Below are 14,874 nucleotides of genomic sequence, written 5' to 3' on the forward strand. Positions count from 1 at the left end.
CCGGCGCCAGGTTTCCGTGGGGCAGCCCGCTTTCCGGTGTGCGGAACACGAGGCGTCACAGAAGCCGCGGCTGCCGTTCCGGCGTCCGGGCCCGCTCAAGGTGAAGCAGAAACCGTTTGGTGTCAACGCCACCCCGCGCAGAGAAACCTCCGATTGAATGTCCACCCCCCACCACCCGGTGGCAGGGGATGACGATCGGGATCGGATTGGCGCCACAGGCCCCGCCCACGGCGCGGGCCACCGACCCCACCCGGCGGGCCATGTCGCCATAGGTTTCCGTCTCACCATATGGAATGTCGAGCATCGCGGTCCAGACGGCGCGCCTGAATTCCGTGCCGGCGGGGTTGAGCGGCAGGTCGAAACGGTCGCGCGTGCCGGCGAAATACTGCCGGAGCTGGGCCTCGGTCTCGTCCAGAATCCGCGCGGCATCGGGCCCTGCCTGTGCCGCCTCTGCGGCCGATGCCGCATCGGTGGGGTCGATCCAGTCCAGCGCCAGCAGCGCCTCGCCGTCGGCGGCCAGGCGGATCGGCCCCAGCGGGGTGTCGGCCATCAGCCGCGTTGCGGCGGCACGGGGGCCGGTCGTGCGCAGGATGGCGTCGCGGATGCGGGCACCCGGCTGCGTGGATGTCATGATCGGACAGGCTCCGGAGCAAGGGCGGCGGCCAGTGCCGCGGGGTCGTGCAGCGGCAGCCCGCAGCGCGGGCCCCGGCAATGATAGGCCGTGGGCCGGCCGTCTGCCATGCCCTTGCCATGGGCGGGATGGCCGGCGGGCAGGGGGGTGCCGGGCTCGATCCGGCGCAGATCGAGCAGGGGCCTGCCGCTGGCCGCCGCCGCCCTGAGCAGCGCGCGGGTCGCCTCGTCGCCGGCGGGGCCCACCACCACCACCTGGTCCGCGGTCTCGAGCAGCAGGGCCGCGACCATCAGCGATGCCACCCCGAAGGGGTTGCCGTCGACCTCGGCGCCGAAGGCCGCGATGGTCGCGCGGGCCGCCTCGGCATAGGCGGGGTTGCCGGTCGCCAGCATCAGCCGCGCCAGGGCCTGCGCCATCAGCCCGTTGCCCGAGGGCTGGGCGGCATCGGTGCCGGGGCGGCTGCGCACCGGCAGCACCTCGGCATCGTCTGCCGTCATGTGCCAGCCGCCGCCCTCGGCCATGTGATGCCGCATCACCACCTCCGCCCAGCCTTCCGCCCGGGCCAGGCGTGCCGTGCCGCCCTCGGCCTGGTCCAGCGCCAGTGCCGCCAGGATCATGGCGGCGTGATCGTCCAGCAGCCCCGGCCAGACCAGCCGGCCGTCCCGCGCCGCATGGCCCAGACGGCCGTTGCGGTCATGGCTCGCCAGCACCGCGTCGAAGGCCCGGGCGGCACGGGCCACCTGGTCCGGCCGGTCGAAGATCATGCCGGCTTCGGCGAGGCCCGCGATCATCAGCCCGTTCCAGTCGGCCAGCACCTTGTCGTCGCGGCCCGGATGGCTGCGCGACCGGCGCCGCTCGTGCAGCCGTGCCGCCATCGCCTCAAGCCGCGCCTCGTCCTCTCCGCTCAGCGGGTCGGGATGGGCCAGCCGGTTGGGGATGGCGCGGCCCTCGAAATTCCCGCCCGGCCGGATGTCGTAGACCCGGCCGAAGAGGGCGGCATCGTCCGCGCCCAGAACCGCCGCGATCTCTTCGGCCGTCCAGAGGTAATAGAGGCCTTCTTCACCCTCGCTGTCGGCATCCAGGCTGCTGGCGAAGGCGCCGCCACCTGTCTCCATCTCGCGCGCCAGCCAGGTCATGATCCCCTGGGCGGCCTCTGCGAAGACCGCGGCATGGGGTGCGCTGCCGGCCCGGGCCCAGGCGCGGGCGTAAAGCGGCAGCAGCTGGGCGTTGTCGATCAGCATCTTCTCGAAATGGGGGACCAGCCAGTCGGCATCGACCGAATAGCGGGCGAAGCCGCCGCCCAGATGGTCGTGAATGCCGCCCGCGGCCATGCGGCGCAGCGTCCGGTCCAGGGCCGCATGGGCGGCCTCCGTCCCAGTCTCTCGCCCGATAGCCGGGCCGCCCGGGCTCGCCAGCGCGTCGAACAGGGCCAGCAGCGGCGCGTTGGGGAATTTGGGCGCGCCGCGCACGCCGCCGCGCTCCATGTCGAACACCCCGGCGATCCGGGCGGCCGCGCCGGCCACGGTATCGGCCGATGGCACGGGCCCCGGACGGCGGGCCGCCAGCCGGCCCAGACGGGCACCGATCGCCGATGCGTTGTGGCGGACGTCTTCCGCCTGATCGTGATATATTGTCGCGATCTGCTCGAGCATGTCGCGGAAGGCGGGAAGTCCGTGGCGAGGTTCGGGCGGGAAATAGGTGCCGCCCCAGAAGGGCGCACCATCGGGCGTGAGGAACATGGTGAGTGGCCAGCCCCCCGGCTGGCCGAGAGCCTGAAGAGCGGCCATGTATACGTCGTCGACATCGGGTCGTTCTTCGCGATCGACCTTCACGTTGACGAACAGCCGGTTCATGACGGCGGCGGTCTCGGGGTTCTCGAAGCTCTCATGGGCCATCACATGGCACCAATGGCAGGCGGCGTAGCCGATCGACAGCAGGATCGGCCGGTTCTCCGCCCTGGCGCGCGCGAAGGCCTCCGGGCCCCAGGGCAGCCAGTCCACCGGATTGTCCTTATGCTGAAGGAGGTACGGGCTGACTTCCCTGTGGAGTGAGTTTCCGGACATCTTTTAAACCCGAGAGTGTGTTGGCGCTTGCAATCGGTGCGGGGATCGCGGACTGTCCAGGGTACGTGGCGTCAGTGGCGACCATCGGCAAGCGCAGACGAGCCAAAGCAAAGATCAGGGAATCTGCCCGATGAAGATCTCCATCGACCTCGATTGCACCCCCGAAGAGGCCCGCCGCGCCGTTGGCCTTCCGGATCTGACGCCGCTGCACAACATGTTCCTGACCGAGATGCAGAAGCAGATGGCTCAGGCCATGAAGACCATGGATGGCGACAACATCATCCGGAGCTGGATGCCGGGCGGGCAGGGCTGGGACCAGATGCAGAAATTCTGGTCGGGGCTCGCCACCGCCGGCACCACCGGGGGCGTGAAGAAGGACGGCTGAGGTGAGTGTGGTCCGCAACGACCCGCCGCTCTATTACGAGCGGCACATCTTCGTGTGCACCAACGAGCGGCCCGAGGGCCATCCCCGCGGCTGCTGCGAGGCCGGCGGGGCAACGAAGCTGCGCAACTACATGAAGGCCCGCGCCAAGGAGATGGGGCTCAAGGGCGTGCGGGTGAACAATTCCGGCTGCCTGGACCGCTGCGAACTGGGCCCGACGCTGGTGATCTATCCCGAAGGCGTCTGGTACGGCTATCGCAGCACCGACGATATCGACGAGATCCTGACCACCCATGTCGCCGAAGGCGGCCGGGTCGATCGGCTGATGCTGAAGCCGGGCGATGACGAGATCGCCAAGGCCGACATCGCCGAGCGGCGCGCCGCCGAAAAGGCCGCCCGCGCGGCGGCGAGCGGCGGCTGACGGTTCCGGCCGCTCGGCCTGCTGACCATACGGCCCGCTCCGACTGTTCGGGCCGCTGTTCATGCAGGGCCATCGGGCTATGATGGGCCGGCATCCCGAGGGACGGGATGCCGGCCTTTCTTGTCCTGCGCCTGCCTGATCGGACCCTGAATTCCCATGACGACATCGGCGACCTCGCGCCCCCGGACCATCTTCGCCCGGGCGACCCCGCCGGGCCGTGGTGCCGTGGCGATCATCCGCCTGTCCGGCCCCGACACCGATGCTGCCCTCGGGGCATTGACGCCCGGGCGCGCGCTGCCCGAACCCCGCCTGGCCAGCCTCCGCCGGATCGCCGATCCGGTCTCGGGCCGGGTGATCGACGAAGCGCTGGTGCTGCGCTTCACCGCCCCGGCCAGCTACACCGGCGAGGACGCGGCCGAGCTGCAGCTGCATGGCGGCCCGGCGGTGGTGGCGGCGGTGATCGAGGTGCTGGGCCGTCTGCCCGGGCTCCGGCCGGCCGAGGCGGGGGAGTTCACCCGCCGGGCGGTGCTGTCCGGCCGGATGGATCTGACCGCGGCGGAAGCCGTCGCCGATCTGATCGCCGCCGATACCGCCGGCCAGGCGGCGCAGGCCCTGGCCCAGCTGGGCGGGCGGCTGGGGCGGCAGGTGGAGGGGTGGCGCGCGCGTCTGATCCGCGCCGCCGCCATGATCGAGGCCGAGATCGACTTCCCCGACGAAGAGGTGCCCGACGGCATCGCCCTGACGGTGGCACCCGAGATTGAGGCGATCGCGACCGAGTTTCGCGCCTGTCTGGCCGATGGCCGGTCGGGGGAGCGGCTGCGCGAAGGCGTGGTCGTGGCCGTGGTCGGCCGCCCCAATGCCGGCAAGTCGAGCCTGGTGAATGCGCTGGCCGGCCGCGAGATCGCGATCGTGACCGATCGCCCCGGCACCACCCGCGATGCGATCGAGGTGGCGCTCGACCTCGACGGGGTGGCGCTGACCCTGATCGATACCGCCGGGCTGCGCGACACCGACGACCCGATCGAGCAGGAGGGTGTGCGTCGCGCCCGGGCCCGGGCGGCCGAGGCGGATCTGCGTCTGGTGGTGATCGATCCCGAGACCACCGACCCGGCCCAGGCGATGGCCGAAGCAGGGGTGCTGCCGGGCGATCCGATCGTCTTCACCCGCCGGGACCGCCTGGCGGGTGATGCCGCCGACCGGCTTCGGACGGTGGTGGCCGGGGACCATCCGATGGTGCTGGTCTCCTGCGTCACCGGCGCCGGCATGGGCGATCTGGCCGCCGCTCTGGCCGGGCTTGCCGCCGGGCTCACCGGCGGCGGGGAGGGGGCGATGATCACCCGGGCCCGCCACCGGGCGGCGCTCGATCAGGCGGCGGCGGCGCTCGATGCCGCCGCGGCCGGACTCACCCATCCGCTGCCGATGCTGGAGCTGGTGGCCGAAGACCTCCGCCGGGCCTGCGATGCGCTGGGCCGGATCACCGGCCGGATCGATGTCGAACACCTTCTGGATGCGATCTTCCGTGAGTTCTGTATCGGGAAATGATATCTGAGGGGCGAGCCCGCGCGGTATCCGCCCCTTCAGACCATGTCTGAGCTGCCCCGGCTTTTCGTGTGTGACACAGGGGGTTGGCGGCGGATGTTCCACGTGAAACGCGCGGCTCCGCCGGAGGGTCCCAGGCCCGCCCACCATCACCAGCCCGCCCGCCATCACCGGCCCGCCCGCCATTATCCGCCCGCCCGCCATCATCCGACCACCTCACCCGACGACCAGACGAGACCACGATGCCCAGCGATCTGCCCCGTTCCATCCCGGCCACGCCAGAGGCCGTCGTCGATCCGTCGGCGGTCGACGTCATCGTCATCGGCGGCGGCCATGCCGGTGTGGAGGCGGCCGCCGCCGCGGCGCGGGTGGGGGCGCGGACCGTCCTCGTCACCCATGCCTTTGCGACCATCGGCGCCATGTCGTGCAATCCGGCGATCGGCGGCATCGGCAAGGGCACGCTGGTGCGAGAGGTCGATGCCCTCGACGGGCTGATGGCCCGGGCGATCGATCGGTCGGGCATCCAGTTCCGGGTGCTGAATGCCAGCCGTGGCCCAGCGGTCCACGGGCCGCGCGCCCAGGCCGACCGCCGGCTCTATGCCGCGGCGATGCAGGACCTCGTCGCCGGCACCGCCGGGCTTCGCGTCGTCGAAGGCGCCGTCGATGATCTGATCGTGGCGGAGGAGGGCACGGGCCCGCGGGTCGCCGGGGTGGTGCTGGCCGATGGCCGCCGGATCCGGGCGGCTGCGGTGGTGCTGACCACCGGCACCTTCCTGCGCGGCATGATCCATATCGGCGATCAGCGCATCCCCGCCGGCCGGGTGGGGGAGGCGCCGGCCGCGGCGCTGGGCGCGCGTCTCGAAGCCCTGGGCCTGCCGATGGGCCGGCTGAAGACCGGTACGCCGCCCCGGCTCGACGGCCGGACCATCGATTGGGCTGCGCTGGCCGAGCAGCATGGCGACACGCCGCCCAAGCCGTTCTCGGTGCTGACCGACCGGATCACCGTGCCGCAGATCGCCTGCCATATCACCGCGACCACGCCGGCGGCCCATCAGGTGATCCGCGATCATCTGCACGAGAGCGCGGTCTATTCCGGCCGCATTGCCGGCCGCGGCCCCCGCTACTGCCCGTCGATCGAAGACAAGGTCGTGCGCTTCGCCGACCGCGACAGCCATCAGATCTTCCTGGAGCCCGAGGGGCTGGACGATCACACGGTCTATCCCAACGGCATCTCCACCAGCCTGTCGGCCGAGGCCCAGGCCCGGATGCTCCGCCATATCCCGGGGCTGGAGCGGGTGTCGATCATCCGCCCCGGCTATGCCATCGAATATGATTTCGTCGACCCGCGGTCGCTGCTGCCGACGCTGGAGAGCCGGGTGATGCCCGGGCTTTACATGGCCGGCCAGATCAACGGCACCACCGGCTATGAAGAGGCGGCGGCGCAGGGGGTGCTGGCCGGCGCCAATGCCGCGCTGGCGGCGGGCGAGGCGGGGGGCGATCGTCGCCAGGGCGCCCGGCTGCTGCCCGATCGCGGCCGCTCGCTCACCGGTGTGATGATCGACGACCTCACCACCCGTGGCGCCGACGAGCCCTATCGCATGTTCACCTCGCGCGCCGAATACCGGCTGCTGCTCAGGGCAGACAATGCCGATCTGCGGCTGACCGCCGAAGCGATGGCCCTGGGGCTGGTGGGGGCCGAACGCCGTGCCGCCCACGAGGCGAAGCTGGCCGCCCTCGACGAGGCCCGCGGGCTGGCCCGCAGCCTGACCCTCACCCCCGAACAGGCCCGCGGTCACGGCATCCCCGCCAACCGCGACGGCCGGCCGCGCACGCTGCACCAGCTGCTGGTGCATGCCGAGGCGACCCGTGCCGTGCTGACCGCGATCTGGCCAGAGCTGGCCCGGATCCGCGCCGACGTCTACGAGCAGATCGAGATCGAAGCCCGCTATGACGGTTATCTCGGCCGGCAGGAGGCGGATGTCTCGGCCTGGCGCCGGGAAGGCGGGCTCGCCATTCCCGACGGGTTCGATTATGGCCGGGTCGGCGGCCTGTCGGCCGAGATGCAGGAAAAGCTGAATCGCAGCCGGCCGGCGACCATCGCCGCCGCCCAGGCGATCCCCGGGGTCACCCCGGCGGCGCTCAGCCTGGTGATCGGCGCCATCCGGCGCGGCACGGCACTGGCGGCGGAGTAGGGCAGATGGCACGCAAGCCCGATCCCCGCCGCTTCAGCCCCAGGCCGGCGGCTCAACCGCGCACGGCCGAGCCGGCCGGTCCCGCCGGCGCCGACCACGACATCATCCGGCCGCGGATCGATGCGCTGCTCGCCGGGGTTCCACGTGAAACCCTCGACCGGCTGGAGATTTACGCCGAAAGGCTCATCCGCTGGCAGGGGGCGATCAATCTGGTCGGCCCGGCGACCCTGCCCGAACTCTGGCGCCGGCACATGCTCGATTCGGCCCAGCTTCTGCCGCTGATCGGCCCGGCTGCCGGCCGGCGTCTGGTCGATCTGGGCTCCGGCGCCGGCTTTCCCGGGCTGGTGCTGGCGGCGCTGACCGATCTGGATGTTCATCTGGTCGAAAGCGACACCCGCAAGGCGATCTTCCTGCGGGAGACGGCCCGGGCGATGGGCATCACCGTCACCGTCCATGCCGAACGCATCGAACGCCTGCAAGCCCTGGGCGCCGACCTGGTCTCCGCCCGCGCGCTCGCCCCATTGGACAAGCTTCTTGAGATGGCCATTCCGCTTGCCCGCCCGGATGCCGTATTCTGGTTCCTGAAAGGCGCCCAGGCCGAGGCCGAGATTGCAGCCGCCCGCACCCGCTGGACAATGCAGGTGGTATGCCATAGAAGTATGACCGACGAGGGTGGCGTCATCCTTGAAGCGAAGGGGCTGTCTCGTGTCCAAGACCGTGACCAATCCCGCTGATGCGGCGCCTCAGGGCACCGGTCGCGTGCTGGCCATCGCAAACCAGAAGGGCGGCGTCGGTAAGACCACGACCGCGATCAACCTGGCGACCGCACTGGCTGCGGCGCGCAAGCGGGTTCTGGTGATCGATCTCGATCCGCAGGGCAATGCATCGACCGGGCTGGGCATCGATGCCGGCCAGCGGGATCCGTCGAGCTATGATGTGCTGATGGGCGAGGCGAGCCTTGCCGAGGCGATCGTCGAAACCGATGTGCCCGGGCTGGCGGTGGTGCCGGCGGTGGTCGATCTGACCGGCGCCGAAATCGAGCTGATCGAGCGCCCGGCCCGCGAGCGCCGGCTGCGCATGGCGCTGGGTGCCGAGGGACTACCGCCGTACGACTACATCTTCATCGACTGCCCGCCCTCGCTCGGCATTCTGACCCTGAATTCCCTGGTCGCCGCCGATGCGGTGCTGGTGCCGCTGCAGTGTGAGTTCTTCGCCCTGGAAGGTGTCAGCCAGCTGGTGCGGACGGTCGACCGGGTGCGCCGCTCGCTCAACCCGCGGCTCGACATTCAGGGCGTGGTGCTGACCATGTTCGACAACCGCAACAACCTGTCCAACCAGGTTGCGGCGGATGTGCGCAACTTCTTCGGCGACAAGGTCTACAAGACCGTGATCCCGCGCAATGTCCGCGTGTCGGAAGCGCCCAGCCATGGCAAGCCGGTGCTGCTCTATGATCACCGCTGCGCCGGGGCCAAGGCCTATATCCATCTGGCAGGTGAAGTGCTGAAGCGCGAACGGGGGGTGGCCGCGTGAGTGCGGAAGAGACCGGCGGCCGCAAGCGCGGCCTGGCGCGTGGCCTGTCTGCGCTGCTCGGGGATACGGCGATCGAGGATGCGGCCCCTGCGACCGCAACGGCCGATGTCCGGATGATGCCGGTCGAGCGGCTGCGCCCCGGCCGCTATCAGCCCCGCCGGCATTTCGACGAAGAGGCCCTGTCGCAGCTGGCCGCCAGCCTGCGCGAACGTGGCGTGGTCCAGCCGATCCTGGTCCGGCCGCTCGATGACGGCGGTTTCGAGATCGTCGCCGGCGAGCGGCGCTGGCGGGCGGCGCAGCTTGCCCGGCTGCACGAGGTTCCGGTCATCGTTCGCCATATGGCGGATCATGACGCGCTGGAAATCGCCCTGGTCGAGAACATCCAGCGCCAGGATCTGACGCCGCTGGAAGAGGCCGACGGCTATCGCCGGCTGATGGGCGAGTTCTCCTACACCCAGGAGGAACTCGGCCGGGTGATCGGCAAGAGCCGCGCCCATGTCGCCAACATGCTCCGCCTGCTGAACCTGCCCGATGCTGTCAAGGAGATGCTCGACGACGGCCGGCTGTCCATGGGGCATGCCCGGGCGATCGCGACCGCCGACGACCCCTCGGCCCTGGCGAAGCGGATCGTCGATCGCGGGTTGACGGTGCGTGAGGCCGAGACCCTGGCCCGGGGCGAGGCCGAGAAGCGGGCAACTCGGGAGGGCGCGCAGCGCAAGCCCGTGGGCGGCCGGCCGCGCCGTGCCGATGCCGCCGGCAGCTCGACCAAAGACAGCGACACGCTGCGCCTGGAAGAGGATCTGAGCGAGAGCCTGGGCCTGAAGGTTTCGATCAACCCCGTCTCACCGACGGCGGGGTCGATGACCATTGCCTATGGCTCGCTCGAAGACCTCGACGACCTGCTGGCCCGGTTGGGCGGGCGCGGCTGACGCCCCGATCGCGGGCGGATTTCCGGTCAAAAATTATCGATTGTGGAGGCGGGTTTTCAGGCCTCAGCGGCGGCGTTTGCGCTGCCCCGCTTCGGCGGCAATACCCAGCAATGCCTGGCCGACCAGGGTCTCCTGGGGCAGTCCCTGCTTGGCCCGTGCCTCGGCATCGGCCAGTCGGCCCAGGGCCCGGGCAAGCGCTGCGGTGGGCCACACCGCCAGGGCGGCCCTGAAACTGCCGGTCTGCTTGAAGAATACCGGGGGCTTCAGCGATTTCATCGCCATCTCCGGATCCGCACCGGCATCGATGTCGGCGCGGGCCTGAAGCAGCCGGCCGAAATGGCGGGAAACGGCGCGCAGCAGGGCAATGGCGGAGGTGCCTTCGGCAAAGGCGCGGTCGAGCGCCTGGTCCAGCGCCGCAGCATCGCCGCCGGCCGCCGCCAGCGCCACATCGTCCAGCGCCACGGTCCGGGCATCGCCGATCACCGCTTCGACATCTTCAAGCGTGACCCGGCCGCAGCCATGGGCGTAGAGGGCCAGCTTGTCCAGCTCCATCCGGGTCATCGCCCGGTCCGCGCCCAGAGAGCCGGCCAGCGCCATCAGCGCATCGGCATCGGCCTGAAGCCCTGCTTCCGACAGGTGGTTGCGGATCACCTCGGCCAGATCACGGCCTTCATCGGCATAGCAGGCGATGGCGGCCGCATTGGCGGCGGTTTCGAACAGTTTGCGAAGCTTCGATCCCGGCCCCAGCTCGCCGCCATCGACCACGATCAGCGCATCGCCGGCCGGATCGCCAAGAAAACCGGCCAGCGCCGGCGCCTGGGCATCGCCGATATCCCTGAGGCGGACCACCCGCCGGCCGCCGCCGAAGGCGATGGCGGCCGCTTCGTCCGCCAGCCGGGCCGGATCGTCCGACAGGGTCTTGCCGTCGAGGGTGGCGATCCGGAACGGATCGGTGGGGTCCGGCACGACCGCACGCACCAGCCGGTCGGCCCGTTCCTTCACCAGCCCGCGATCGGGACCATAGACCAGAACCGCCCGCCAGGCGGCATCGGGCCGGCCGCTTTTGGTTTCCGCATCACGGGGGGCGACCTTCACCATCCGCTCGCCGCCGCCCTAAACCTCGCCATGCTGGTCGAAATAGATCGACAGCCGGGTGTGGACCTCGCGCGCGGCTTCCTTCAGCGCACGTTCGATCGCATCCTGCCGCGAGACCAGCGTCGCATAGGGAGCAGAGATCTGGTCATAGCCGTTGATCTGGGTGACCGTGCCGTCGGCCAGCAGCCTGTCGGCGTTGTTCTCGCCCGCATGGGGCGCCATCAGGCGATAGCTCACCACGATCCGCACATTATAGCGGCTGGCGGTGGCGTCTTCGTTGATGGCAAGCCCGGTCTCGGTGATCCTGATCGAACTGTCCAGCCGGTAGCGCCCGGGATGACCGCGGCCCTCCCCGGCAAGCAGGCGTTCCAGGCTGTTCCGGTAGATCTGGCCAGCCCGGTCGGGCACCGGTCCGACCGCCACCGCGGCCAGCTGTTCGGTGACCGCGGGGCGGTTGGCGGCGGTGTCGCCATAGAGCGGCCGGAAGCCGCAGGCCGACAGCGTCAGCGCCGCCGCGGCCATGGCCGCCGCCAGCACCAGCCGCCGGCTGCGGCGGCTGGCGGGCCCGGTCGGGCTGATGCGATCAGCCGATGAGGTTGAGAATGCGGTTCGGGACATAGATCACCTTCCGCGGGGTGCGGCCGTCGAGAGCGGTCTTGACCTTGTGGTCGGCGAGGGCACGTTCCACAGCCGCATCCTGATCCAGATCCGGCGCGACATCCAGCTTGCTGCGCACCTTGCCGTTGACCTGCACCGGCAGGGTGATGGTGTCCACCGTCACCAGCGTCGGGTCGAAATCGGGCCAGGGCTGTTCGGCCAGCAGGCCGTCATGGCCGGCCATCCGCCACAGCTCTTCGCCCAGATGCGGGGTCATCGGCCCGATCAGCCGGATGACGGCATCCACCGCCTCGCGGGCGACGGCGGCATCGGCGGGCGAGGCCGGGGTGAAGTCGAACAGCGCGTTCGAAAGCTCGCGCAGCCGCGCCACACCCTTGTTGAAGTGGAAGCGCTCCAGATCCTCCGACAGGTCGCGGATCGTCCGGTGCAGCTTGCGGCGGATCTCCAGCGCCGCGCCCTCGGCCGCCGCCAGGTCGGCGCCGATATCGGTGCCGGGGGCGGGCAGGGCGGCGGTCCATTCATCCACCAGCCGGTACAGCCGGGCCAGATAGCGGTGCGCGCCTTCGGCGCCCGCATCGGTCCATTCCAGGTCGCGTTCCGGCGGGCTGTCGGACAGCATGAACAGCCGCGCGGTATCGGCGCCATAGGCCTCGATGATCGCCATCGGGTCCACGACGTTGCGCTTGGACTTGCTCATCTTCTCGATGCGGCCGCGGGTAACCGGTCGGCCGGTTTCCACATGGACCAGCTGGCCGTCGGCGTCTTTGGTCACCTCTTCGGGGAAGACCCAGCGGCCCTGATCGTCCTTGTAGGTCTCGTGCACCACCATGCCCTGGGTCAGCAGCCCGGCGAAGGGCTCCTTCACGTCCAGCAGCCCCACCTCGCGCATCGCGCGGGTGAAGAAGCGGGAATAGAGCAGGTGCAGCACGGCATGTTCGATGCCGCCGATATACTGGTCCACCGGCATCCACTTGTCGGCCGCTTCGCGCGGGAAGGGGCGGTCGGTGGTCAGGCCGGTATAGCGGGCGAAATACCAGCTGCTTTCGAAGAAGGTATCGAAGGTGTCGGTCTCGCGCCGGGCGGGCTTGCCGCAGCTCGGGCAATCGACATGCGCCCAGCTGGGGTGGCGGTCCAGCGGGTTGCCCTGGCCGTCGAACACCACATCCTCGGGCAGGGTGACCGGCAGCTGGTCTTCCGGCACCGGCACCACGCCGCAGTCCGGGCAGTGGATCACCGGGATCGGGCAGCCCCAATAGCGCTGGCGCGACACGCCCCAGTCGCGCAGGCGGAAGGTGGTTTCACCCTTGCCGATGCCGATCTTCTCAAGCTCTTCGATCGCGCGGCGCTTGGCATCCGCGACCGACAGCCCGTCCAGGAACCCCGAATTGACGATCACGCCGTCGCCGGTCAGCGCTTCGCTGCCGATCTCCAGCGGGGACGCGTCGTCCAGGCCCGCGGGCCGGACCACCGGCTTCACCGGCAGGTCGTATTTGCGGGCGAAATCCAGGTCGCGCTGGTCGTGGGCCGGGCAGCCGAAGATCGCGCCCGAGCCGTATTCCATCAGCACGAAATTCGCCACATAGACCGGCAGCTTCAGCCCCGGCACGAAGGGATGTTCGGCATCGACCGGCAGCCGGTAGCCCTTCTTCTCGGCCTTCTCCAGCACCTCTTCGCTGGTGCCGGTGCGGTTGCACTCTTCGATGAAGGCGGCAAGCTCGGGGTCGGATGCCGCCAGCGCTTCGGCCAGCGGGTGGTTGGGGGCGATGCCGCAGAAGGCGGCGCCGAACAGCGTATCGGGGCGGGTGGTGAAGACCTCCAGCCCGTCCAGCCCCTCGGGCGCGCCCTCAAGGCGGAAGCTCAGCCGGGCACCTTCGGAACGGCCGATCCAGCGCTCCTGCATGGTCTTCACCCGGTCGGGCCAGCGGTCCAGCGTCGACAGGCTGTCCAGCAGATCGTCGCCGAAGGCGGTGATCTTCAGGAACCACTGCGACAGCTTGCGCCGTTCCACCAGGGCGCCCGAGCGCCAGCCGCGGCCCTCGATCACCTGTTCATTGGCCAGCACCGTCTGGTCGACGGGGTCCCAGTTGACCCAGCTTTCCTTGCGATAGGCGAGGCCGGCTTCCAGGAACTTCAGGAACATGCGCTGCTCGTGGACGTAATAATCCGGCGCGCAGGTGAAGATCTCCCGGTTCCAGTCATAGGACAGGCCCATCGACTTCAGCTGGCCACGCATGGCCGCGATGTTGTCGTAGGTCCATTTGCCCGGATGGATGCCGCGCTCGATGGCCGCATTCTCGGCCGGCATGCCGAAGGCGTCCCAGCCCATCGGATGCAGCACGTTATACCCCTTGGCGCGGCGGTAGCGTGCCGTCACGTCCCCCAGCGTATAGACGCGGACATGGCCGATATGGATGCGGCCGGAGGGGTAGGGGAACATCTCGAGCACATAGTATTTCGGCTTCGACGACGCTTCATCGGTCGTGAAGGTGCCGTTCTCGTCCCACACCTGCTGCCACTTGGGCTCGATCGCCTTGGGGTTGTAGCGGGCCATTTTTCCGGTACGAAGTGCGGGTGACCGCAACCGGCACCGCCCCCTTGTCGAAAGGGGCATGCCGCTGCCGGTCACCCGGTTGGAGAGGATGGCGGCGGGGGCCTCCCTGCCGCCAGGCTTGGGAGGCGCCGTCAGCTCGCCGAGCTTGAAACGCGCAGCTGGCGGGCGCGGGTGAGGATGGCGTCCTCGATGCGCGTTGCGACCGCGGGCTCGACGGGCTGGTCGACCCAGGTGCCGGTCTCGTCGCGGCGCTGCTTGAAGGCGGCCACGCGGATGCCGTCGGCACGGAGCTGGCGGTCGAGGATATAGACGGTGAGCTTCATCCGCTCACCCGGCGTCTCGGGGGCGCTGTACCAGTCGGTGATCAGCACGCCGCCGAAGGGGTCGGCGGAGGCCAGCGGCATGAAGCTGATGGTGTCGAGCGAGGCCCGCCACAGGAAGCTGTTCACGCCGATCGGCGAGGCGCCGCCGGTGCCGTCGCGGCTCTTGTCATTGTCGAAGATGTTGAGACCGCCGTCGCCGAAGATGGTCTGGCGCTGGGTCTCGTAGGTGCCGCCGGTTCCGCCGGGGATCGAGCGCGGATAGCTGGCTTCGGTCTCCACGCCGCTGCAGCCCGCGAGCAGCGCGAGCGCGCCTGCGAGCGTCGCGTACCGCAACAGATCCTTGCCCGTGACTGCCATGGCCGTTCCAAACCTCTCTGGCTAGTGTCCGACGTGGTCCCGCCGGCGTTGTCTCTGGTCCCGACAGGGCGTCGCCGAAATCTGTCCGAGAGAGGCATTTGCACTCCGTCGGATGCTTCGGTCGGCTGAACTATATGGCAAGCCGCTTCCTGCCTCAACCGAAGCCGATAGCAGGTCGTCCGCGGGCCCCCGGGGCCCCCGCGGACGGGGGAGGGGGCACATGACCCCCCTGTGTCATCCCTG

General features: G+C 70.0%; 13 protein-coding genes. 7 read left to right on the forward strand and 6 right to left on the reverse strand.

All coding sequences use genetic code 11. The annotated features are described in order from the left end of the window. Positions 1-55: 55 nt before the first annotated feature. Together WI697_RS01450 and WI697_RS01455 are read right to left on the reverse strand one after the other, a co-directional pair. On the reverse strand, positions 56-631 hold the full coding sequence (locus WI697_RS01450) for a methylated-DNA--[protein]-cysteine S-methyltransferase (RefSeq protein WP_082828695.1): 576 nt from the start codon (positions 629-631) through the stop codon (positions 56-58). After that, positions 628-2,694, reverse strand: coding sequence for a thioredoxin domain-containing protein (locus WI697_RS01455; protein WP_345957137.1), 2,067 nt, complete (start codon positions 2,692-2,694; stop codon positions 628-630). The genes WI697_RS01450 and WI697_RS01455 overlap by 4 nt, the downstream gene beginning before the upstream one ends. 130 nt (positions 2,695-2,824) lie before the next feature. Between WI697_RS01455 and WI697_RS01460 the strand changes: the two genes are divergently transcribed. From WI697_RS01460 to WI697_RS01490, 7 genes are all read left to right on the forward strand, one after another. Next, positions 2,825-3,079, forward strand: coding sequence for a DUF6489 family protein (locus tag WI697_RS01460; RefSeq protein ID WP_014746928.1), 255 nt, complete (start codon positions 2,825-2,827; stop codon positions 3,077-3,079). A gap of 7 nt (positions 3,080-3,086) precedes the next feature. Further along, entirely contained in the window at positions 3,087-3,497 is a 411-nt protein-coding gene (locus WI697_RS01465; protein WP_014746929.1) for a (2Fe-2S) ferredoxin domain-containing protein, read from the forward strand. Between the two features lie 156 nt (positions 3,498-3,653). Then, positions 3,654-5,039 carry a tRNA uridine-5-carboxymethylaminomethyl(34) synthesis GTPase MnmE gene (mnmE, locus tag WI697_RS01470; RefSeq protein WP_345957138.1) on the forward strand — a complete coding sequence of 462 codons (1,386 nt, stop codon included), beginning with the start codon at positions 3,654-3,656 and terminating at the stop codon, positions 5,037-5,039. Between the two features lie 239 nt (positions 5,040-5,278). Next, positions 5,279-7,228, forward strand: coding sequence for a tRNA uridine-5-carboxymethylaminomethyl(34) synthesis enzyme MnmG (gene mnmG, locus WI697_RS01475; protein ID WP_345957139.1), 1,950 nt, complete (start codon positions 5,279-5,281; stop codon positions 7,226-7,228). A gap of 5 nt (positions 7,229-7,233) precedes the next feature. Further along, on the forward strand, positions 7,234-7,962 hold the full coding sequence (gene rsmG / locus WI697_RS01480) for a 16S rRNA (guanine(527)-N(7))-methyltransferase RsmG (RefSeq protein WP_082828694.1): 729 nt from the start codon (positions 7,234-7,236) through the stop codon (positions 7,960-7,962). Beyond that, positions 7,934-8,758 (forward strand): ParA family protein, encoded by an 825-nt coding sequence (locus WI697_RS01485; protein WP_062766631.1) that lies wholly within the window; start codon positions 7,934-7,936, stop codon positions 8,756-8,758. Before rsmG ends, WI697_RS01485 begins: the two co-directional genes overlap by 29 nt. Continuing rightward, positions 8,755-9,687 carry a ParB/RepB/Spo0J family partition protein gene (locus tag WI697_RS01490; protein ID WP_062766628.1) on the forward strand — a complete coding sequence of 311 codons (933 nt, stop codon included), beginning with the start codon at positions 8,755-8,757 and terminating at the stop codon, positions 9,685-9,687. The genes WI697_RS01485 and WI697_RS01490 overlap by 4 nt, the downstream gene beginning before the upstream one ends. Before the next feature lie 63 nt (positions 9,688-9,750). On the opposite strand, the gene holA is transcribed toward WI697_RS01490, so the two are convergent. The 4 genes from holA to WI697_RS01510 all read right to left on the reverse strand — a co-directional run bounded on the left by holA (position 9,751) and on the right by WI697_RS01510 (position 14,631). After that, the gene (gene holA, locus WI697_RS01495; protein WP_345957140.1) at positions 9,751-10,785 is read right to left on the reverse strand and encodes a DNA polymerase III subunit delta; all 1,035 of its coding nucleotides are present in this window, start codon (positions 10,783-10,785) and stop codon (positions 9,751-9,753) included. 15 nt (positions 10,786-10,800) lie between these two features. Beyond that, complete coding sequence (gene lptE / locus WI697_RS01500; RefSeq protein ID WP_296712700.1) at positions 10,801-11,400, reverse strand: LPS assembly lipoprotein LptE; 600 nt, start codon at positions 11,398-11,400, stop codon at positions 10,801-10,803. Next, complete coding sequence (gene leuS, locus WI697_RS01505; RefSeq protein ID WP_345957141.1) at positions 11,366-13,951, reverse strand: leucine--tRNA ligase; 2,586 nt, start codon at positions 13,949-13,951, stop codon at positions 11,366-11,368. Before leuS ends, lptE begins: the two co-directional genes overlap by 35 nt. Before the next feature lie 131 nt (positions 13,952-14,082). Next, the gene (locus WI697_RS01510; protein WP_345957142.1) at positions 14,083-14,631 is read right to left on the reverse strand and encodes a DUF3576 domain-containing protein; all 549 of its coding nucleotides are present in this window, start codon (positions 14,629-14,631) and stop codon (positions 14,083-14,085) included. Between the last annotated feature and the right edge of the window lie 243 nt (positions 14,632-14,874).

The organism is Tistrella mobilis (assembly GCF_039634785.1).
Classification (GTDB): Bacteria; Pseudomonadota; Alphaproteobacteria; order Tistrellales; family Tistrellaceae; genus Tistrella; species Tistrella mobilis.